The organism is Candidatus Nitrosoglobus terrae, from assembly GCF_002356115.1.
GTDB lineage: Bacteria > Pseudomonadota > Gammaproteobacteria > Nitrosococcales > Nitrosococcaceae > Nitrosoglobus > Nitrosoglobus terrae.
Window position 1 is genome coordinate 1,190,754 of sequence record NZ_AP014836.1, and the last position, 21,853, is coordinate 1,212,606.

The window sequence follows — 21,853 nt, forward strand, 5'->3', positions numbered from 1 at the left end:
AGAAAAACTATTAAATTTATTCAGCTGTAACATCATCCGGTCCAACGGGTAACGAACTCTTAGATATGGAGAGCTGGGGCGTAAATAAAGCATATAATACCGGAACTAATAATAAGGTCATTAAAGTAGCACTAAATAAACCCCACACAATTACAGTAGCCAGTGGGCGTTGCACGTCTGATCCTAATCCAGTGGCTAGGGAAGCGGGCACTAGACCTAAAATAGCGACTAATGAAGCAATTAGCACTGGGCGTAAACAACGCACAGCCCCATTTAAAATGGCCGCCTCTAGTCCTTTTCCTGTTAGTCGCAGATCAGTAATCGTTCGCACCATCAGCACTCCGTTCATGATCGACACCCCAAATACCGCCGCAAAACCTACTCCAGCAGGAACATTTAAATTCATACCTCGTAGATACAACGCACTTGCTCCTCCCGCTAAAGCAAATGGAATTGCCAGTAATAGGATCATCGCCGCCCGCTGTGAGGAAAACATAGCCAGAAGTAACAGGTAAATAATGCCAATAGTCACAGGTACTAGCAACGCAAAATGCTTGCCTACTCGCTCCAGATTCTCAAACATACCAATCCAAGTCACGTGATAACCTAGCGGAATTTTAATTTCTTGCGTCAATCGATGCTGAGCATCAGCGACAAATCCTCCTTGATCACGACCCACAATATCACTACGAACAGTTAGATGGCGACGCCCATCTGCTCGAGCAATCATGGTTTGGCCATCAATAATTTTAATCCAAGCCACTTGAGATAAAGGAATGGGGACTCCATCTGGATTATATACTGGTAATCGGCCAATCGCTTCAGGGGAACGTAAATACTCCGGGGCAAAGCGCGTTTTAATATCAAACCGACGTTCTCCCTCAAATAAGGTACCAATGGGCGCCCCCCCGATAGCTGTATCAATCAGATAAATAACATCCTCAATACGGACATTATAACGGGCACATAAGGAACGATCCGGCTGAATAACCAATTGTGGCTGAGGACCTTCTTGTTCAATATAAACATCAACTGCTCCAGGCACTTCTTTCAACAAAGACTCAGCACGCCGGGCTAGATCCAGCAAAATATCTAGGTCCGCGCCAGAAAACTCAATTGCCATACTGGCTGAGGTGCCATTACTATCTTCAGTAACACTGTCAATAATAGGCTGAGTAAAGTTAAAACGGACGGTAGGAAACTCATTCCGAAATCGATCCCCTAACGCAGCCACTAACTCAGATTTACGTTGGAACTGGATCCAAGTATCCCGAGGCTTTGGTCCTATCATCATCTCAAGACGGCTAGGGGGAAAGGGATCAGTACCACTATCACTACGCCCGGTTTGAACAGTCACAAATTGAATATCTGAGAACTCAAGGGCAATCCCCCGAAGATCTCGACCAAAGCGGGAAGCTTGCTGAAGAGACGTACCTTCAGGAAAATTAGCCCGTACCCAAATTACCCCCTCATCCATATAGGGGAGAAACTCTGTACCAAGACGGGGCATAATTAAAATAAGTAAACCGATGAGAGCGCCAGTAACACTTGTTATAACCAGATGACGATGGTGAATAAACCCACCCAGTAAAATTCCATAGTAGGTGGATAGCTTTTTTAATACAGGATTTTCCCACTCTCGATACCCCTTTTGAAATAATAGAGTGGCAAGTACCGGCACCACAAATAGAGCAAATAATGCCGCCCCCGCTAAAGAGAATATAATTGTCAGCGCCATAGGTCGAAACAGAAGACCTTCAATGTGGGTCAAGGTAAGCAGAGGAAAAAAAGCGCTAAAAATTATTAAAAAAGAAAAAAATACCGGCCGCTCCACCTCAAGAGTAGCGGCCAGTATAACTTGAGCTACACTTGATCCCTCCAGCCCTTGATGTCTTGCCTCATCCAATCGATGGGCAATGTTTTCCGCTATAATAACTACCCCATCCACAATGATACCAAAATCAATCGCCCCAATTGAAAGGAGCCCAATGGGAATCCCAACGCTATACATCATCACTAAAGCAAATAGTAGTGCAAAAGGAATAGTTAATGCTACTAAAAGTGCTAACGATACTCGTCCAAGCAAAGCAAGTAACACTAAAACCACAAAACCAATACCCAGCAAGACGCTATGACTCACGGTATGAAGGGTGCTCTCAATCAACTGAGTACGATCATAAAAAGGCACCACTTGCACACCTTCAGGCAATCCTTCCTCGTTGAGTTCATTCACTACAGCCTGTGCCCTAGCCAATACCTCGGATGGATTCTCACCTTTACGCATAAGCACAATACCTTCAACGGCCTCATCCGTTAAGTTTTTACTGAAGATTCCAGTAGGTGTTTTTGAATCCAGCTTTACCTTTGCGACATCATGGACATAAATAGGGGTACCACCAATGGATTTAATAAAAATTGAACCAATTTCATCCTTGTTCTGCAGTACACCCCGGCCTCGGATGACAAAAGACATACTCCCGCGCGAAAGCACATTACCACCGGCACTGGCGCTGTTAGTTTGAACAGCATTTACTACATCATTAAGGGATAACCCAAAACGTAGCAGCTGAGCTGGATCCAACAATATCGCGTACTGTTTAGCGTAGCCACCAAAATTAGCCACTTCTGCTACGCCAGCAGCGCGAAGAAGATGGGGGATCACTACCCAGTCATTAAGCGTACGTAACTCCATTAAGTCATAGGAACCATCTGACACCAGCTCATAGCGCAGCACTTCACCATAGGCCGTTGCTAAAGGCCCAAGCTCAGTTGCTGCGCCTACTGGCAAATCAAGGCTAGAGAGTTTTTCTTGCACTCGTTGCCGTGCCCAATAGCCCTCAGTACCTTCCTCAAAAATGAGCTGAGTTACGGAAAGACCAAAGATAGCTCGTGAACGAATAGTCGCTACCTTGGGTACATTTTGCATAGCGATTTCAATAGGGATGGTAATCTGTTGCTCTACCTCTTCAGGAGCACGCCCCGGATAGGTCGTGATCACTTGCACCATTTGCGCCGAGATATCTGGATAGGCATCAATTTTCATCTGGATAAAAGACCAAATACCCAACATCATCACTACAACAGTGGTGATCAATACCCCTACACGGTAGCGCAACGCCACCTGAATCAGCTTAGGAATCATTACAATTTTGCTTGGTTTTTTATTTTTTTAACGCTTGTACCAGCAAAGGTTTTAGCAGAATGGCTCCATTACCAATAAGGCGCTCCCCTTCGTCCACGCCATGTAGGATTTCCACCCGCTGATCTACCTGCTCTCCCACTTGAACCTTAGTAATTTTCCATAAGCCCTCACCACTATCAGTGAGCACATAATCCGACTCAGTGATATGTAATACCCCATCAGCGGGTACTAAGATAACCTGCCTTGGATCTGTACCTAAACCAATTTCCGCATACATACCAGGCTTTAATTGGTTATCTTGATCATCAAGTTCAAAGAAGACTCTTAGTGTTCTTCGCTCTGAAGATAACGCTGGGGCTAAGCTACTGACAACGCCATGAAATAGCTGGTTAGGCAAACCGTAAAACCGAGCTTCAAATCTCTGTCCTACGGCCACTAAACTGATTTTAGTCTCTGGAACATCAGCCATCACCAGCGCTGCATCAGCTGACGCTTTTTCCAGTTGGGCTGGATCAATTCCTGCTTGTAATAAATCCCGTTCCAGATTAGTACGGCTGTGAATAGCTTGAGTAAGCGCGCTCTCCACCTCAAAAACTGCCTTCTGACCCTCCAGCTGAATCTGCAGCAAACTTGCTTCAGCAGAAGCTAAATCTCGAGGCGCTTCAGTCCCAGTGGCTACTAGTTTCCTAAGTCGCTCCACAAGATGGCTGTGTGAATGAATTTGAGCAGCAGCAAGCTCTTTAGTTTTTTCTAGTTGTCGAGTGGCAAATTTTATCTCTGTACGTACTCGCTGCCAGTTGGTATAAATACCCGATAATTCAAGGCTACTGAACTGCCAACTCTCCTCTCTATCACCATGACCCGATCGAAGGCGCGCCATCACTGCCCCAGTGGCTGATAATAAGGGGGTCGTAAGAATCTCCTTGTGGGCTACCGAAAATTGCAGTTTTTGCTCTAAAAGACTCCCTAGCTGTATAAAAATAAGATCAGAGCCTGCTAAGGCCGTCACAGCCGTTTTTTCCGAAATAATAGGTATTGCACCTAAAGGTCGATATTTCCAAGCCGTAATAGCCAACAACGATATGACTATTATCAAAAATCCAAAAAATATCACTATACGTTTAGTAAGCCTTGACCGATCCCGCACCGATGGTGCTAAAGAGGAGGTAATCATTTCAGCACCTGTTTGCCAATGGCTGCGTTAAGCGCATACAAAGAATGCCAATAACCGGATCGGCTAGCAATATGAATCCGATAGGTTTCCAGATAGGTCCGTCGCGCATCCAAAACTTCAATAAGGGATTTACCTCCTAATTTATAAGAGGCTTGAATTTTATCACGCACATCCCGTGCTGCCTTAAGTTGGCCAGGATCCTCCGTCGTGATGATTTGATAAATAGTTCGGTAATTTCGTACAGATTGATCAATCTCGGCTCGCAGCGCCACAAGCTGAGCTTTGAAATTAAGCTTAGACTGTATTAAAGCCGATTTCATCTTCGCGATATTTCCCTGATTACGATCAAACAAGGGCATTTCCATTTGGATACCAAAATTCCAAGAATTAGCATCTGGAACCCCCATGGCCTGCTGTTGAAACTGTCGGCTATAGCCTAAAAATGGGGATATTTCTGGGTATGCCTGCTTCTTCTCAGATTTTACTTTAGCGGCTACCTCAACGATCTGCCGCTGCTTAGCTATGAAATCAGGACGATTTTCTTCCGCAAGTGCTATTGCCACTTCAGTGGAAATTGGAGCTGCCGGATGAGTAACTTTTAGATCCCCTCGTACCCTCAAGGGTATTGGATCTTCGAATCCTAGAAAAACACACAAACGATTACGAGCTGCCGCTAAAACTAGCCCTACTGCCTGAAGCTCCCGTTGGCTACTAAAAATAGATAAACGGATACGATCCAATTCAATGGTAGCGATACCCCCAATTTTAACTCGGTTAGTAATGATTGTTTTCATTTTGGAAAGATTACTTAAATCTTCCTTAGCTAACTCCACCATTGCTTCAGCCTCTAGCACATCATAGAAGGCAGTGATAGTCCCAGAAATACGCTGACGAATAAGCTCAGCAAAATCTGCAGCAGCCACATCCACTCCCCGTTGAGCGGCAACTACAGCAGCCGCACGTTTGCCAAATAAAAACCAATCAACTGGAAATTGTACTAATGCATTAAGCTGAGGAGGCCCGCCTTCATGTGTTGGGGAGAATGGTCGACTGAAAGGTACCGGAACAAGCTCCTCGTTAGCATAAAAGTTTGGATTAGGGACTAATCCTGCGGTCATAAGATCCGCTTTAGCTTGGTGGATATTTTCAAGACCTGCTTGAATTTGTGGATCGGCTTTAAGCGCCCACTGTATTGCGGTATCCAGCGTAAACTCTTGCCCTGCTATAGACTCTTCTTTATCTTCCTGAGCAGATGAAGCTTTTGATGTCACAGGATTCTCAATTGTAGTAGGCATTAATATAGAGTTCGAATCGGGTACAAACGCGGGTACGGGTGTTGGTAAATACTCCTGCACCGCACCACAATCCGCTAACGCTAATAGCACTATGCTACACACTAATATTCCAGAAATACCATTAACCATCATTCGTCTGTCTTCTAGATAACTGCTATAACATTAGTCTTTTGGTAAAACTGAAATTATAGTTGCCGAATCTTGCAAAAACCTTTCAACCTTATTCAAGCTGAGGCTTATAAGCGTTTTACTCAGATAGCCCGCATCATACCCTAATATATTTAATTATTAACCCCAGCAAATAAACTCAATGGGTTATACGGTAAAAATTAAGGCTAACCTTAAATAGCGTCACTATATTATTAGATTCTTAATAAACATAATCACTGTCATAATTAAAAATAAATTGACAAACTAATTTTTATCATTAATAATAATTAATATCATTATTATTAATGATATTTGCTTTAAATCACTTAATTGCTACCTTTAAATAGCAAAATTTTTCTCCACCTGGCGTATTGGCGTACGGCTCAATTTAACAATTGAGCCGTTTTTTTATTAATACTCCTTATTTTTAATTCCAAAATAAGGTGCATATACATAGTCCCACCCTAACTGATAGCATAAGCCAATAAAAACCAGCATCCAAGCAATGAATGCAATTACTATGGTGGAGCTTGAGATCCATACAAACAGTTTAATATCAATCACTTGTGCCAATTGAAACGTACAAGCAGTATACATCCCAAGGGGAAATACTATACTCCAGTACTGTATGTTATAGCGTAATATTGGAACTTGATGAACAATATGCCGCCAAACTCCAAGTAATAACAACAAAGGAAACCACCAATTACTTATTGCCCAGAAAGTTAATGTCATTCCCTTAAGAAAGGGTTTAATCTCCTCTAAAAATGACCAGCCTACTGTATTTATGATCAGAGTTGCTCCTGCTAAGGTAGCGATAGCTTCCACTCCCATGTTAATCCAATAGGGTGGAGATAACACAATTGGACTAAAAGGAAAAAAAAAGAACCGATAAAACATGAGTGTGATAATAAAAATATAAAGCATTGATCCCATTAAAAAGGCGGTTAGAGCAATAAATAACAATATTTTTCTCACTGCGGGTAGATGCACAGCCAGTAACGCGCTCAGTATAGCAATACCAAAGGTAGCCACTACTGGGATTGACCAAGTACCCGTCAATCCTTCACCAAGAGAGGGTTTAGAAGCGGCTATGGTCATAGCATAAAAGAAACCGTACATAATTATCATCCAACTAATAGTACTTATCCCCCATAGTATGACCCCGCCTTGAATAAACTTTGAAAGCAAAATTACTTGGCTGCCAAGGACGCAACTCCCAGCTGGGATAGTAAAAAAAGTTGGACCTAACTCATAAGAGCAAAAGTCTTTTAATAATGCGCTTGGAAAAAATACGATCCGCCCTAAAGTTAAAACCCACAACGCTCCGTAGGCCACAATATTGATTTTAAATAGCCCGTAGGCGATCTTATTAAAGTCTAAATAGTAAGCAGCAATAGAAACAATGCCCGTAGCCATGACTAAAGAAAAATAGCCAGGGTTAAGATGATGGATATCCTGCATCAGTCTAACGAAAAGCTTACTTCTCCTATCCATAATACCCTCTCTCTTTCGTGACTATTCTTATAGCAATAAAAATTGCTTGCCAATATGCTTAACAATATCCTAAGCTTTAAAAAAGTGCAGGAAGCACAACGACCTTCTAGCAACAATGCGCAATGTAATAGCGTACGAAGCACGAGGGCGGAGGAAGTGAGCAGCTTGGCAGAAACCAAGTCGGTGAATACACATAAGCCGATAATTGCAACACGTAAATAGTTAACTTCGAGCCACGGTGGATATCATCATGACCTATACTGTAACATTATTAATGGCTGAGTTTGTCACCCACGATGTCAAGCGTTTTATCATTGAAAAGCCATCGCTCCTTAATTACCAGCCGGGACAGGGGGTCGAGCTGATTATCAATCAGCCTCAATGGAAAGATAAAGGACGGGCTTTTACACCCACTTCCTTAAAAGAAGATAAGGTTTTAGAATTTATTATTAAAAAATACCCAGACCATCATGGTGTAACAGAAAAACTACACTCTTTACAACCCGGAGCAGAGTTACTTATCTCCGATCCCTTTGGTACTATTACCTATCAGGGGCCAGGGGTTTTCATTGCAGGTGGAGCCGGAATAACACCTTTTATGGCCATTATCCGTGAACTGGCTCGTAATCATCAGCTTGCCAAACACAGCCTAATTTTCTCCAACAAAACGCCTGCAGATATTATTTGCGAGCAAGAGTTTCGTTTTTATTTTGGTGAACGCTGCCTCCTCACTTGTACTGAAACCAGTGGGTCAAGCTATGATAACCGCCTTATCACTAAGGAATTTTTACAAGCAGAAATTAATGATTTTAATCAGCGCTTTTATACTTGTGGTCCACCCCAATTTGTAAGAGATATTAACCAAGCTTTAATAGCCCTTGGCGCTAAACCTAACACTTTAGTATTTGAGCAATAGATTTAATTTCCCAAGATCTCATAAAACACTGCTAGTAGTACTGATAACTATTAGCAGTGCCCCATTACCGCTAACCTTTGTTCTCTTTGCAAGACAAAATATAATCTAGCCACTGAGCGGCTAATCTATCTGGAAGGCGGTTTTGAACTTGACGAGCAGCTAAATTATCTAAATCAATCCAAGCTAAAGGCTGTTCCTGTTCAGCGCAAGAGAAAACTGCTCGCGTGCGTTTCCCTGTTTCTGGATCAATCTGCCACTGCAAACATTGGCCACAGACTCCCTTTAACATACATTGCATAGGACTTCCGACCATACCAATTGCTTTAAGATTGGAGTTAAAAACCCCTCTTAGCCTATCCTTCAGAGCTGATTGAAACCCGCGCAATAATCCGGTAGACCCCATGACAAGAAGCCTATCTACCGCGGCTAAAGAAATACGTATATGATTAGCACTATAGCCCTGTAATAGTGTAATCATATCTGTTTCAACCACGCTTAAATCCTGCAGTCGCTGCGGGGTAATTTTAGGCTCCTGAGACGTACACCAGATAATCTGATCAGTCGCCGCTTCAAGCTCCTCTCGATGATCCAGCTCAGAGGCTGAATTAAAGGCAGCCACATATAAAACCCGATTACCCGCTGCTTTTAAGGCTGGACCAATATCCAGCATTACAGCGGCTCCCCAGCGACCTGCGACTACTAATACAGTCTCCTCGCTAGGGATTTCAGTCGGTACCCCGGTCGGGCCCATTAATACCAAAGGATCTCCCAGTTTTAGCTGCTCTACTAAACGCGGTCCTGCCCCCCACTGTAATACCATTAGTCGAATTTGATCATCTCGCACCCCCGTGCCGCTTATAGTTAACAGAGGTATCTGTAAGCGTGTACCTTCTATCTGACGACTATTAGACTCAAAGCTTTGCAGGCGAAAAAATTGCCCTGGGCGAAAATTACGCGCTGCAAGCGGAGAGCGCACCCAAATCTCCACTATAGAGGGATTATTTCGATTAATACGACTAACTTGTGCAATTAATAAATCTCTCATCCGCTTTTGGAAAGCTTTATAATTATCACTAACAGATGAACGCAGCGTTAAAGCTGCCATCACCTGAGGATAGCTACGCTTACTTGAAGCAATCGCTTTAACCACACTGCCATGAAACGCAGGATGAGTATCCCCGACAAAAGTGACCATACGCCCCTCACGCTGATAAGAAGTAAAGGGGCCAAATTCCGGTGATTTACAATGCTCAGCTGCTTGGACAGGCTGAAGCCCATCAGGATGCTCTACATGGGGCAGAAAATGATTTGATTCTAACTCAAAGCTGTTCCCATGCTCATGAGCATAAATGGTATTAGGTTGAGTACCTGCAGCAATAAATACGGCACGGGCGGGTAGGGTTACCTCTCCATGAATCCCTAACCAACGCCCGCCTTCTAGTCGCATGCGCCGACATACCAAAGATTTGACGTGATCATAGTTATCCAACTCTACTCGCAACGGCTCTAGACCATCTGCATAATAAAGCCCCTCTTCCATGGCTTTAATAATTTCCTCATGGTTACGCTGATAAGCTGGCGAAGCATTCAACCCCTTACGATAAGCAATGGTTACCCCCCCCCAAGCTTGAAGTAGCGCAATAAAATTTGGGGCTTCTCCTTTTTGAGCAGCTCGCTGACGCTCATCCCTAACCAACCGTCCATGGGTCAAAAATTCTTCTAAAATCCCTTGATCTTCTTCATTAAAATCAGCCCACACGGCTTCCTTGCCTTGAACCTTCACTATCTTTTCATAACGATCAAGGGTTTTTTCTACTTGCTTAATATAATAAGCTTGAATTTCAGTCGCTGTATCAATAGCCGTTAAGCCCCCACCAATTACTACAGCAGGTAACCGTACTTGCAAACTAGCTAAACTGCTTTCTTTGCCCGCTCCGGTAAGCTGTAGCGCCATCAGAAAATCACTGGCTTGGCGCATTCCTCGAGCTAAACTATTACCCATAGGAATAACCCGAGGTAACCCAGCTCCAGTAGCCATACAGAGATGATCAAATCCTAGCTCCCAAGCTCCTTCTATAGTGATTGTCCCTCCTAGACGAACCCCACCGAAGGCTTGGAACAAAGGACGGCGAAGCAGGCTTAGGTAGATAAGCTTTAAAAAATTCTTATCCCAACGGACAGTAATACCGTACTCAGCGACCCCTCCAAATCCCAGCAAAATACGTTCATCTAGAGACTCCTGAAGATCTGACCAACCTTGAATAGGCTGCCGTAGAAGATCCTCTGGTAGAGGCTCCATCTTCAGGCCATCAATACCGACGACTATGCACCCTTCCATAGTTAAGTGGTGAGCCATGGTAAAACCAGCCGGCCCCATTCCTGCAACTAATACCTTATAACCATTATAAGGTTGAGGTAAAAATTGTCGCTGCCGCAAGGGGTTCCATCGGGTGAGTAAATCATAAATCTCTACTCCCCATGGTAAATCAAGGACATCGGTCAGTACCCGGGTTTCAATTTGAGGAATATTAACAGGCTCCTGCTTTTGATAAATACAGGATTTCATACAGTCATTACAGATACGATGCCCGGTAGCTGGTACCATAGGGTTATCCACCATAGCAACCGCTAAGGCGGCGATAGTACGCCCCGCTCGCTTTAGGGCGTGCATCTCAGAGATTTTTTCCTCTACGGGACATCCGGTCAGAATAACGCCCAAAGGATCGGTTTTAAAACCTAGCTCGGGTTGTTTTTTCTTCTCTGGGAAACCTTTGGAACAAAAATCCCCATTATGCTCATGGCAGTAAATACAATAATGGACTTCTCCTTGAACCGCCCGTGCCGACATTCTAGGATCCGTCAACTTAAATCCATCACGCTGACGAAACGTTGTAGGATCGGCCTGAAGACGATGAGATGATTCGCTTTTTTCATACTTTAGAGGAACTAACTGAGCATGATCAATCTTTTGCGGTAGATGAAAACTAGCCCAGCCAGATACTGCCCGTTGTCCCTCTGGGTCAATCAACGCTAAAACACACCATTGGGTGAGCGCTGTAATAAGATCTATATTAATCAATTCATCTTGCTGCAAATACTGCGCCCATTGAGCAGTAGCCAACTCTCGATCAACTGTTACCCATTGAGTCCCTGTTAACTGTCTACTCAACCAAGAGTCCAGTGCCGAAAAAGACTCATGAATAGGTTGTCGATAACGTCGAGCTCGACCTAATACCCACTCCTTTTTAAAAGCCAGTACCTCCTCATGGCTTAAGGTGGATTCACAGCTGGTAGCCAGCTCCGCTTCAATTCCAAATAATTGGGCTAAAAACTCCTCAAAATAAGGCGCTACAGTTAATAGCAGTTCGCTCTCTTCTACGGGGGGTAGAGAGTTATCCCCCTGGCGATAACTTATTATCCGATGATAAAGCGTAGGATTCTTATCTTTTACCTGAGTTAAAAATCGCTTATCCAGCGTTTTTAAACCCTCAATCTGAAACAGCTCAGAAAAACTGATATCTTTCAGTACCAGTCCACTACCTGATGCCATTATCTCTCCTGAAATTCATAGATTAGCTACCTTAGCCCTAGAGAATAATATATAAAAGCTGCAAACTTATCGCTTGCAGCTTCTCTACAACTCAGTCTTAAGTTAAGTAAAATAAATAGATAGGCGCAAGGCCATCAAAAGAAAATCCTACGATGATGAGGATCCAAGCTCAATTTCAACCTGTCTTTTTTGCTCACCCCGAAATACCTGAACTTTAATTCGCTCACCCGCTTTTCGCCGTTCTAGCGCCAATATTAAATCATTAGAGTCCCGTATAGGCTGGCCCTCCACCGCGGTAATAATATCCCCTAGATGAATTCTCCCCATAGAATCACGTTGAACTCCCCGTAAACCTGCCCGATCCGCGCCACTGCCTGGGACTACACGCAGAATGATGACTCCTTCCATTTGTATGTTGGCGGCAGCCTGTGCCGGCAATAGTATAATCCCTAGCGTAGGTTGAACTATTTTACCTTTGACAATCAACTCGGGTATGACCCAATTGACTGTATCTACAGGAATAGCAAAACCAATTCCAGCATAAGCGCCTGAAGGACTATAAATCGCCGTATTTACCCCAATTAAACGGCCACTACTATCTAATAAAGGCCCACCTGAATTCCCTGGATTAATCGCCGCGTCTGTTTGAATCACATTACGAATAGGTACTCTGGTCACTGATTCTATTTCTCGCCCTAAAGCACTGATTACCCCCGTAGTTAACGTTTGATCTAAACCAAAAGGATTACCTATGGCAAATGCTTTTTGCCCCACCCGAAGATCATCTGATCTTCCTATAGGGATAGGTTGAAGCTTATTGTGTGGGGCTTGAATCTGTAGCACTGCTAAATCTTCTTGAGGAGCCGTACCAATCAACTTGGCATCCCAAGTAGAGTGATCATATAGGGTTACTTTGGCCGCATTTGATCCTTGAATCACATGAAAATTAGTCACAATTCGACCTTTATCATCCCAAATAAAGCCCGATCCAGTGCCTTGGGGAATTTCTTGTACATTCAGGCTAAACCAATCTCTACGCAAAGATAAGGTAGTAATAAAAACTACCGAAGGAGAGGTTTCCCGAAAGAGGCGGATGGTAGCCTCCTCATCGGCGGCAAAATTTCCTCGTTCTAAAACAGGCCGCGGCCTAATTTCAGCCTCAGCTTCAAGTAATTGTTTTCCTGATCGTCCCCATCCTACACCGATAACAAATACAATTAATAATAGCAACGCTAGCAAAATGATAGAGGTATTATTTCGCTGTAACACAGTAACCCCACACTTAATCTATTTATACTGACAGCTATTATTCTACCTGTTTTTATCATTCATCTGAAAAACTAGCTTATTAAAAATGCTATAAAATTTTATTTTCTATTTGTAAATATAATCATTCGCATTATAATTAAATATTATAAATATTATTTAGGGGATCTTATTCATGGAAAAATACCGACGGCTTGCGCCGCTGGCGATAGGGCTTTGTTGTGCATGGGCATCGTGTGGCGTACTGGCCGATTCAGATCAGGAGCCTGTTAAAAGCACCTATAAAGATAAAAAAGATAAATATGAAGATAGACAGGAAGAAGAATCTCAACCGGCTAGACCAAGTGTTTTCTCTGGCTCTTACGGCCCCAATGCTACGGAATTAGGAACGGTCACGGTGACAGGGAATCAGCTATCCACCTATCATGTGGATAGTAACACAGCACTAGGAACTGAAACCCGGCTTCTCGATACCCCCTTCTCAATCACTCCTATTCCTAGAAAAGTTTTAACCGATCAAGCCTCCCAATCCCTAGAACAAGCCGTACGTAACTCTCCTGGCGTTACAGTGAATCTAGGTGAAGGTAACCAAGATCAGCTCGTCATTCGTGGGGTCAGTACAGCTTTTGATTTTTTCATGAATGGGATGCGGGATGATGCGCCATACTTTCGCCCTCTCTATAACGTGGATCATATTGACGTCCTAAAAGGCCCAGCCGCACTTCAGTTTGGTCGAGGGGGCGCGGGAGGTCTTGTCAATTTTGTTACTAAAAAAGCCGAACGTCGAGAAATCCGTCATATTATGGTAGAAGGCGGAGGGGGCGCAGATGGATCTCCTTGGGGTCATTTTCGGGGGCAAATGGATTTCGGTACCTCCATAAGTGATTTTGGTGCCTTCCGTTTTATGGGCATGGGTCAAGATTCAGGGACTTTCCGTGATTTTGGTTTTATTAGGCGCTATGCAGCTAATCCAGTATTTCACTTTGATATCAATGATCGCACCCAAATGGATCTGACCCTATCCTATCTAAATGATACCCGGCTTGCCGATCGGGGTATCCCTTCACAGAACGGTTTACCGGTGGATGTCGGTCGCAGTCAGTTCTTTGGCTCTCCGCAGCAAAACCGGTTTGATGCCCAAGTCACCACTGCCCAGCTGATGATCACCCATGAGGTTAACGATGACTTGAAGCTGATGGCTAACTTCCGCGCTTTCCAGAATAATCATCACTATGACAACCTCTATCCAGGGAGTTCCGTAAATAAGGATGATATGTTTGCATTTAAGGGCTACGATCATTCAAGCGAGCGGATAAATTATCAACAACGCCTTCAAGCTATTTTTGATTTCGATACCGGAAAAGTACATCATAAACTGCTAGGGGGCGGTGATTACACTTGGCAGCGGGACTTTGATATCCAATTTATTCCTGGAAAATCCAAGGATCTTCCTGGGTTGTTCGCCCTAGACAATTCAGTAGTTGGTCCAGTTGCAATGACCTCTTTAGATCGACATAACAATGTCCACGCCGATGAAATTGGGGTTTATCTTCAAGATCAAATTACCTTTGATGAACACTGGATGGCGCTAGCCGGTGTTCGCTTTGATCGGTTTGCTACCGATGCGCGCTATCTCAAAATAAATGCTAGAACCCAACGGATTGACGACACCTGGTCACCCCGAGCAGCGCTGATGTACAAACCGGTTGAAAATGATACCTTGTACTTTAGCTTTAGTCGAAACTTTATCCCATCAGGGGCCAATGTTGCCGCTTCCCTCAAAGACCCAAACGGCGCTAATCTTGCTCCAGAAAGATCTGATCAATATGAATTTGGTAATAAATTTGAGTTATTTGATGGCAATATGGTGTTTAATATTGCTTTCTTTCAAATTGATTTAACCAATATGCCGGCTGCTGATCCTAATGGGGATAGTCAGCTACTCACTATCGGTAGGCAACGAAATCGGGGAATCGAACTTTCTGCTAATGGCAGTATTACCGAAAAATGGAATATTTTTGCCAATTACACCTATATGATGGAAGCCAAAAATATGGTGGCGGTTCAAGGCACTGCAGCAGGGGCTCGAGCTGGGTTAGTCCCTCGCAACCAGTTCTCTGTTTGGTCTACTTATGACATTAACGAGCATTGGGGGTTTGGCGGCGGCGTTCACGGCCAATCCATGAGATACGCATCATTTACTGATAAAGTCCAGTTACCGGCCTACGCCATAGGCGATCTCATGGCCTATTACCAGCTGAAAGGATATCGCTTCCAAGTCAATCTTAATAACGTCTCAGATGAAACCTATTACGCGACTGCTTCAGGGGATAACCAGATCATGCCCGGAATTCCACGCAGTGTGTTTGCCAGCGTGAACATGGACTTTTAAAGCAGCCCAAGTTTCCATAAGCAAGCCGATAACCTCTCTTATCATTAATTGATAACTCGCTTAAATTAATAATAAGAATTATCTCTATTGATAAATAATAATTATTAGTATTAAAATTTATTAACATAATAATAATGAGATCATTAATTAATGAGAAAACATCAATGGCTTGCGCCACTGGCAATAGGGCTTTGTTGCGCATGGGCATCTTGGGGCGTGCTGGCCGATTCAGATCAGGAGTCACTTAAGGGCACCTATAAAGATAAAACAGATAGAAATGAAGACAAACAGGAAGAAGAATCTCAGTTCGCTATTCCAAGAGTTTTATCCAGTGCTAAAGCTACAGAATTAGGAACAGTCACAGTGACAGGAAGCCAGCTATCCGCCTATCATGTGGATAGTAACACGGCATTAGGAACCGATACCTCGGTGCTCGATACCCCTTTCTCTATCACCCCTATTCCTAGAAAAGTCTTAACCGATCAAGCCTCTCAATCCCTAGAGCAAGCCGTACGTAACAGCCCAGGGGTCTCAATTAGTCTGGGCGAGGGCAATCAAGATCAGCTCGTCATCCGGGGAGTTGTAACAAGTTCATCCTTTTTCATGAATGGGATGCGGGATGATGGCCTATACTTTCGCCCTCTCTATAACGTGGATCATATTGACGTCCTAAAAGGCCCAGCCGCACTTCAGTTTGGTCGAGGGGGCGCCGGAGGAGGTATTATCAATTTTGTCACTAAAAAAGCCGAACGTCGAGAAATCCGTCATATTATGGTAGAAGGCGGAGGGGGCGCAGATGGATCTCCTTGGGGTCATTTTCGGGGGCAAATGGATTTCGGTACCTCCATAAGTGATTTTGGTGCCTTCCGTTTTATGGGCATGGGTCAAGATTCAGGGACTTTCCGTGATTTTGGTTTTATTAGGCGCTATGCAGCTAATCCAGTATTTCACTTTGATATCAACGATCGCACCCAAATAGATTTGACCCTATCCTATCTAAATGATACCCGGCTTGCCGATCGGGGTATCCCTTCACAGAACGGCTTACCGGTGAATGTCAGTCGTAGTCAGTTTTTTGGCTCTCCCACACAGAACCGGTTTTATTCAGAAGTTACCACCGCCCAACTGATAATCAATCATGAAGTCAATGACGACTTAAAGCTAATAGCTAACTTCCGAACATTTCAGGATAATCACCATTATATCAACCTCTATCCAGGGAGTGCAGTAAGTGATGATGGAACCTTTGAATTTGCAGGCTATGATCACCCCTCCGAGCGAATAAGTTATCAACAACGTCTTCAAGCCATTTTTGATTTCGATACCGGTAAAGTACATCACAAAATGCTAGGGGGCGGTGATTACACTTGGCAACGGGATTTTGATACTGAACTTCGTCCTGGAGAATCCAAAAATATCCCTGGACTATTCACCCTAAACAATACGGCAATCGCCCCACTCCCAGTGGATACTATCGTATCTCGGCATAACAATATTCACGCCGATGAAATTGGGGTTTTCCTTCAAGATCAAATTACTTTCGATGAACATTGGATGGCGCTAGCCGGCGTTCGCTTTGATCGGTTCGCGACCGATGCGCGCTTTCTCGAAATAAATGCTAGAACCCTGCAAATTAACGATACTTGGTCGCCCCGGGCAGCGTTAATGTACAAACCCGTTACAAATGACACTATGTACTTTAGCTTCAGTCGCAACTACACACCAGCGGGCGCTCAGCTTGCGGAGTCTCTTGACGACCCAAATGGCGCTAATCTATCCCCAGAAAAAGTCGATCAATATGAATTTGGCAATAAGCTAGAGTTACTTGACGGCAATATGGCAATTAATATTGCTTTCTTTCAGATTGACTTAACAAACATACCCTCTGCTCAACCAAACGGTGATAGCCAACTGCTTTCCATTGGCAGGCAACGGAATCGGGGAATTGAGCTTTCTGCCAATGGCAGTATTACGGATAAATGGAATATTTTTGCCAATTACACCTATATGATGGAAGCTAAAAATCTAGTAGCCGTCCAAGATACTGCGGCAGGTTCTCAAGCTGGATTAGTTCCCCGCAACCAGTTCTCCGTCTGGTCCACTTATGACATTAATGAGCATTGGGGCTTTGGTGGCGGCGTTCACGGCCAATCCATGAGATACACCTCTTTTACTAATGAGGTCCAGCTGCCAGCTTTCGTTGTAGGCGATCTCATGGCCTATTACCAGCTGAAAGGATATCGCTTCCAAGTCAATCTTAATAACGTCTCAGATGAAACCTATTACGCGACTGCTTCAGGGGATAACCAGATCATGCCTGGCATGCCCCGTACTGTATATGCCAGTGTAAATATGGATTTTTGATATATCAATTGATAAATAATAATTATTAGTATTAAAATTTAAAAAGCTATTAAAATAATGAAAATCTTATCAATGCTTAAAAACAGTGAGATCTTTACCCATGAGAAGCTATCAATGGTTTGCGCCGCTGATTATAGGGTTTTGTTGCGTATGGACATCGCAGAGCGTATTAGCTGCTTCAGATCAGGAACCCATTAAAAGTACCTATAAAAATAAAAAAGATAGGCATGAAGGCAAAAAGACGGAGGAGAAGCAGTCGGCAACACCGGCTGCCTCCTTCAGCCCCAATACTATGGAATTAGGAACAGTCACCGTAACGGGTAATCGATTATCTGCATATAGAGTGGATACTGACACCGCACTGGGAACTGATACCTCAGTGCTCGATACTCCCTTTACCATCACCCCTATTCCTAGAAAAGTCTTAACCGATCAGGCTTCCCAATCCCTAGAGCAAGCCGTACGTAACTCTCCAGGGGTCACAGTTAATCTAGGTGAGGGTAACCGAGATCAGCTTATCATCCGGGGAGTTGTAACAAGCTCAGCCTTTTTCATGAACAGTATGCGAGATGATGCTCAATATTTTCGCCCCCTCTATAATGTCGATCACATAGACATCCTAAAAGGCCCCGCTGCAAGTCGGTTTGGTCGCGGCAATGCCAGCGGTATTGTCAATTTTGTCACTAAAAAAGCGGAACGCCGAGAGATACGCCATATCATGGTGGAAGGCGGTGGAGGCGACAATGGCTCCCCCTGGGGTCATTTCCGGGGCCAGCTTGATTTTGGCACCTCCATGGGGGATTCCAGCGCCTTTCGTTTTATGGGCATGGGAGAAAACACTGGAAGTTTTCGTAATTTCTACTTTCTCAATCGCTATGCAGTGAATCCAGTATTTCACTTTGAGCCTGATGATCGCACTAAAATCGATTTCACCCTCTCCTATCTCAATGATGCCCGTCTTGATGATCGAGGTATCCCCTCACAAAACGGTTTACCAGTAGATGTCAGTCGTAGTCAATTCTTTGGCTCTCCCACACAAAACCGATTTTATTCTCAAGTTACCGCAGGCTCTCTTTTTCTTGAGCATGAATTTGATGATCATTTAAAGCTGCGTAATAGATTTTATGTATTTGATAATATCCATAATTTTAATAATTTCGCTCCTGCTACTTCCGTCAATGAGGACGGTATGTTTCAACTTCTTGGCTATCAAAGTCTGACCCAGCGGATAAGTTATCAGGATCGGGTTGAAATTGTTGCTGATGTTAATACTGGGAGCGTGAATCATAAAATACTGGGGGGCGCGGGCTACACCTGGCAGCGGGATTGGGCTAGCGTAACCTCCCCCCAAGGAGGATTCGATCTCCCGCAATTCTTCTCTCTAAACAACTCACTGCTTACCACTCAGGTACCCTTTACTAGCTTAAGCCGAAATAACCATATTGTTGCGGATGAAATCGGCGTTTTCCTACAGGATCAAATTGCTTTTAATGAACACTGGTCCATATTATTAGGAGCCCGTTACGATCGATTTACGGTGAGTACTCAGTTTCTAGCAATAAACGCCAGCCAACAGCAAGTTAATGACACTTGGTCACCCCAAGCAGCACTGATGTATAAACCCGTTGAAAATGACACTATGTACTTCAGCTTCAGCCGCAACTATATTCCAACTGGTGCCAATCTTTCCTCTTCGATCTCAACCCCAGGAACTAACATAACACCAGAAAGATCCGATCAATATGAATTTGGTAATAAACTAAGCTTGCTTGACGATCAGCTACTGCTTGCGATTGCTTTTTTCCAGATCAATTTGACGGATATACCCGGCGAGCTTCCCAACGGTAGCCCCCAAGCGATCTCCATCGGCAAGCAACAGATGCGTGGAATTGAATGGTCTACTAACGGCAGTATTACTGACAAATGGAATATTTTTGCTAATTACACTTATATGCCAGAGGCCAATAATCTGGTAGCGGTTCTAGGTACTGCCGCCGGTGCCCGGGTGGGTCTAGTACCAAGAAACCAGTTTTCTATTTGGTCCACTTATGACATTAACGAGCATTGGGGGTTTGGCGCTGGCGTTCATGGCGAATCTAACCGATTTGCCACATTTACTGATCAGGTTGTACTCCCTACTTACGCCGTAGGTGATCTCATGGCTTACTATCAAATGAAGGGCTATCGTTTCCAAGTCAATCTTAATAATGTCTCAGATCAGACTTACTATGCAACGGCTCAATCCGATAACCAGATTATGCCTGGCCTGCCCCGTACTGTATTTGCTAGCGTAAATATAGATTTCTAACATATACATAAAAAATACAAAGGCTAAACGTCGTTACATTCTAGGGCTGAGGTTAGAAATGTTAGATTTAATTTATTTAAGCCAGATTACTCAGAAAGGTAATAACGGGCTGTTTGCTGAAAAGAATGATCTAATTCAAATATTAAAGGGATACCCGTTGGGATCTCAAGTTCCATGACCTCCTCATCAGATAACCCTCCAAGATGCTTACATAATGCACGTAGAGAATTACCATGGGCCACAATAATCAGCTCCTTACCTGCCGTAATATCAGGTAAGATCTCCCGTTGCCAGCAGGTAAGCACCCGATTAAGGGTTTTCTCAAGGGACTCTACTGCTGGAAGGTGCTCAGCCCCTAAATGAGCATAGCGTCTATCAAACCGGGGATGCCGTGGATCATCACTCTCTAAGGAAGGTGGCTCAATGGCATATCCACGGCGCCATTGGTGCACTAGTTCTTCGCCATATTTTTGAGCTATTTCTGCTTTATTTAGCCCCTGTAAGCTACCGTAATGACGTTCATTCAATTCCCAATGCTTCTCCACCGGTAGCCACATCAAATCCATCACCTCTTCAACAATCCAAAGCGTACGGATTGCTCGCTTTAGTACGGAAGTATAAGCTTTATCAAATTGATACCCCGTTTTTTTCAGCATTAAACCCGCATGGCGAGCCTCTTCGATACCATTAGCAGAGAGATCAACATCAGTCCAGCCAGTAAATCGATTTTCTGAATTCCATACACTCTCACCATGACGGAGTAAAGTCACTCTACTCATTCATAATCTCCTTTTCATCAAAACTTTTTAATCCCTACTTGGATAGCTAAATACTGTTTAGCATGTTAGAAGTATATTCTTAAAATCATGCTCATTTTTGCTATCATCCCTCTTTATTTATTTTAAAGATATCCGATAATACAGCAGCAGGAAATTTTCACATTTTCTGCTGTTACGCTAATACAATTACTATTAACAACCCTTTACTTGAGCCATGAATACACCACAGCTGGGATCTATTATTATTGGTGATGAACTACTCAACGGAAAGCGGCATGATAAACATTTTTCCCATCTTATTGAAGCTTTAGCTAAACGAGGACTAGAGTTAGCTTGGTGTAATATTATTGGTGATAATACCAGTATCATAACTAAAACCTTACGCTATAGCCTAAATTCTATTGACATTGTTTTTTGCTTTGGCGGAATTGGAGCCACCCCCGATGATCGCACCCGGCATTGCGCGGCAGAGGCCATAGGGGTTTCTCTTTATCCACACCCTGAGGCTATTGCAGAAATTAAAGCTCAATATGGAGAACGCGCTTATCCTTATCGTATCCGTATGGCTGATCTTCCTCAAGGAAGCCGTATTATCCCAAATCCACTTAATCGAGTCCCAGGGTTTTCCTTGAAATCACATTATTTTTTACCTGGGTTTCCAGAAATGGCTTGGCCCATGATGGAATGGGTATTGGATACTTATTATCCAAATTTACAGAATTTGGCCCCTGAAGCCGAGCAACAACTTCAAGTACTCGGGGTCGGTGAAAGTGATTTACTCCCTACTTTGGAAGATTTTGTATCTCGCTACCCGAGGATACGTCTCTCCTGTCTTCCTCAAATCAGCACTAGTAAGCCCGCCCTTGAGTTAGGGCTACGGGGAAATGCTCAAGAGGTTAACCAAGCTATGGACGAACTTAAACATAATTTAGATAACATAAATATACGCTGGTACTCGCTTTAAAAAACAAAACAATAATCGCCGATGATTATCTTATCTTAAATTAAAATAGGTCAGTT

Annotated in this window: 12 protein-coding genes; 5 read left to right on the forward strand and 7 right to left on the reverse strand. The window is 43.6% G+C overall.

Annotated features, from left to right (window positions below):
- Nucleotides 1–16: 16 nt before the first annotated feature.
- From TAO_RS05770 to TAO_RS05785, 4 genes are all read right to left on the reverse strand, one after another.
- On the reverse strand, nt 17–3,142 hold the full coding sequence (locus TAO_RS05770) for an efflux RND transporter permease subunit (RefSeq protein WP_096527030.1): 3,126 nt from the start codon (nt 3,140–3,142) through the stop codon (nt 17–19).
- 19 nt (nt 3,143–3,161) lie between these two features.
- Nucleotides 3,162–4,316 (reverse strand): efflux RND transporter periplasmic adaptor subunit, encoded by a 1,155-nt coding sequence (locus TAO_RS05775; RefSeq protein WP_096527031.1) that lies wholly within the window; start codon nt 4,314–4,316, stop codon nt 3,162–3,164.
- Nucleotides 4,313–5,743 (reverse strand): TolC family protein, encoded by a 1,431-nt coding sequence (locus tag TAO_RS05780; protein WP_096527032.1) that lies wholly within the window; start codon nt 5,741–5,743, stop codon nt 4,313–4,315. The genes TAO_RS05775 and TAO_RS05780 overlap by 4 nt, the downstream gene beginning before the upstream one ends.
- Nucleotides 5,744–6,172: 429 nt before the next feature.
- On the reverse strand, nt 6,173–7,258 hold the full coding sequence (locus TAO_RS05785) for a tellurite resistance/C4-dicarboxylate transporter family protein (protein WP_096527033.1): 1,086 nt from the start codon (nt 7,256–7,258) through the stop codon (nt 6,173–6,175).
- A gap of 250 nt (nt 7,259–7,508) precedes the next feature.
- On the opposite strand from TAO_RS05785, the gene TAO_RS05790 reads away from it, so the two are divergent.
- Nucleotides 7,509–8,174, forward strand: a complete 666-nt coding sequence (locus tag TAO_RS05790) for an FAD-binding oxidoreductase (RefSeq protein WP_096527034.1) — start codon at nt 7,509–7,511, stop codon at nt 8,172–8,174.
- 70 nt (nt 8,175–8,244) lie between these two features.
- On the opposite strand, the gene TAO_RS05795 is transcribed toward TAO_RS05790, so the two are convergent.
- Both TAO_RS05795 and TAO_RS05800 read right to left on the reverse strand, forming a co-directional pair.
- On the reverse strand, nt 8,245–11,724 hold the full coding sequence (locus TAO_RS05795) for a pyridine nucleotide-disulfide oxidoreductase (protein ID WP_096527035.1): 3,480 nt from the start codon (nt 11,722–11,724) through the stop codon (nt 8,245–8,247).
- Between the two features lie 147 nt (nt 11,725–11,871).
- On the reverse strand, nt 11,872–12,993 hold the full coding sequence (locus tag TAO_RS05800; protein WP_096527036.1) for a S1C family serine protease: 1,122 nt from the start codon (nt 12,991–12,993) through the stop codon (nt 11,872–11,874).
- A 172-nt stretch (nt 12,994–13,165) separates the two neighbouring features.
- Between TAO_RS05800 and TAO_RS05805 the strand changes: the two genes are divergently transcribed.
- The 3 genes from TAO_RS05805 (at nt 13,166) to TAO_RS05815 (ending at nt 20,054) form a co-directional block, all read left to right on the forward strand.
- Nucleotides 13,166–15,382 carry a TonB-dependent receptor gene (locus TAO_RS05805; RefSeq protein WP_096527037.1) on the forward strand — a complete coding sequence of 739 codons (2,217 nt, stop codon included), beginning with the start codon at nt 13,166–13,168 and terminating at the stop codon, nt 15,380–15,382.
- 150 nt (nt 15,383–15,532) lie between these two features.
- On the forward strand, nt 15,533–17,746 hold the full coding sequence (locus TAO_RS05810; RefSeq protein ID WP_096527038.1) for a TonB-dependent receptor: 2,214 nt from the start codon (nt 15,533–15,535) through the stop codon (nt 17,744–17,746).
- A 100-nt stretch (nt 17,747–17,846) separates the two neighbouring features.
- Nucleotides 17,847–20,054: a TonB-dependent receptor gene (locus TAO_RS05815; RefSeq protein WP_096527039.1), complete on the forward strand. Its 2,208-nt coding sequence runs from the start codon at nt 17,847–17,849 to the stop codon at nt 20,052–20,054.
- An 86-nt stretch (nt 20,055–20,140) separates the two neighbouring features.
- Here TAO_RS05815 and gpmA read toward each other — a convergent pair whose 3' ends face one another.
- On the reverse strand, nt 20,141–20,824 hold the full coding sequence (gpmA, locus tag TAO_RS05820; protein WP_096527775.1) for a 2,3-diphosphoglycerate-dependent phosphoglycerate mutase: 684 nt from the start codon (nt 20,822–20,824) through the stop codon (nt 20,141–20,143).
- 223 nt (nt 20,825–21,047) lie between these two features.
- Here gpmA and TAO_RS05825 point away from each other — a divergent pair, with 223 nt between their 5' ends.
- On the forward strand, nt 21,048–21,797 hold the full coding sequence (locus TAO_RS05825) for a competence/damage-inducible protein A (protein WP_096527040.1): 750 nt from the start codon (nt 21,048–21,050) through the stop codon (nt 21,795–21,797).
- Nucleotides 21,798–21,853: the final 56 nt, after the last annotated feature.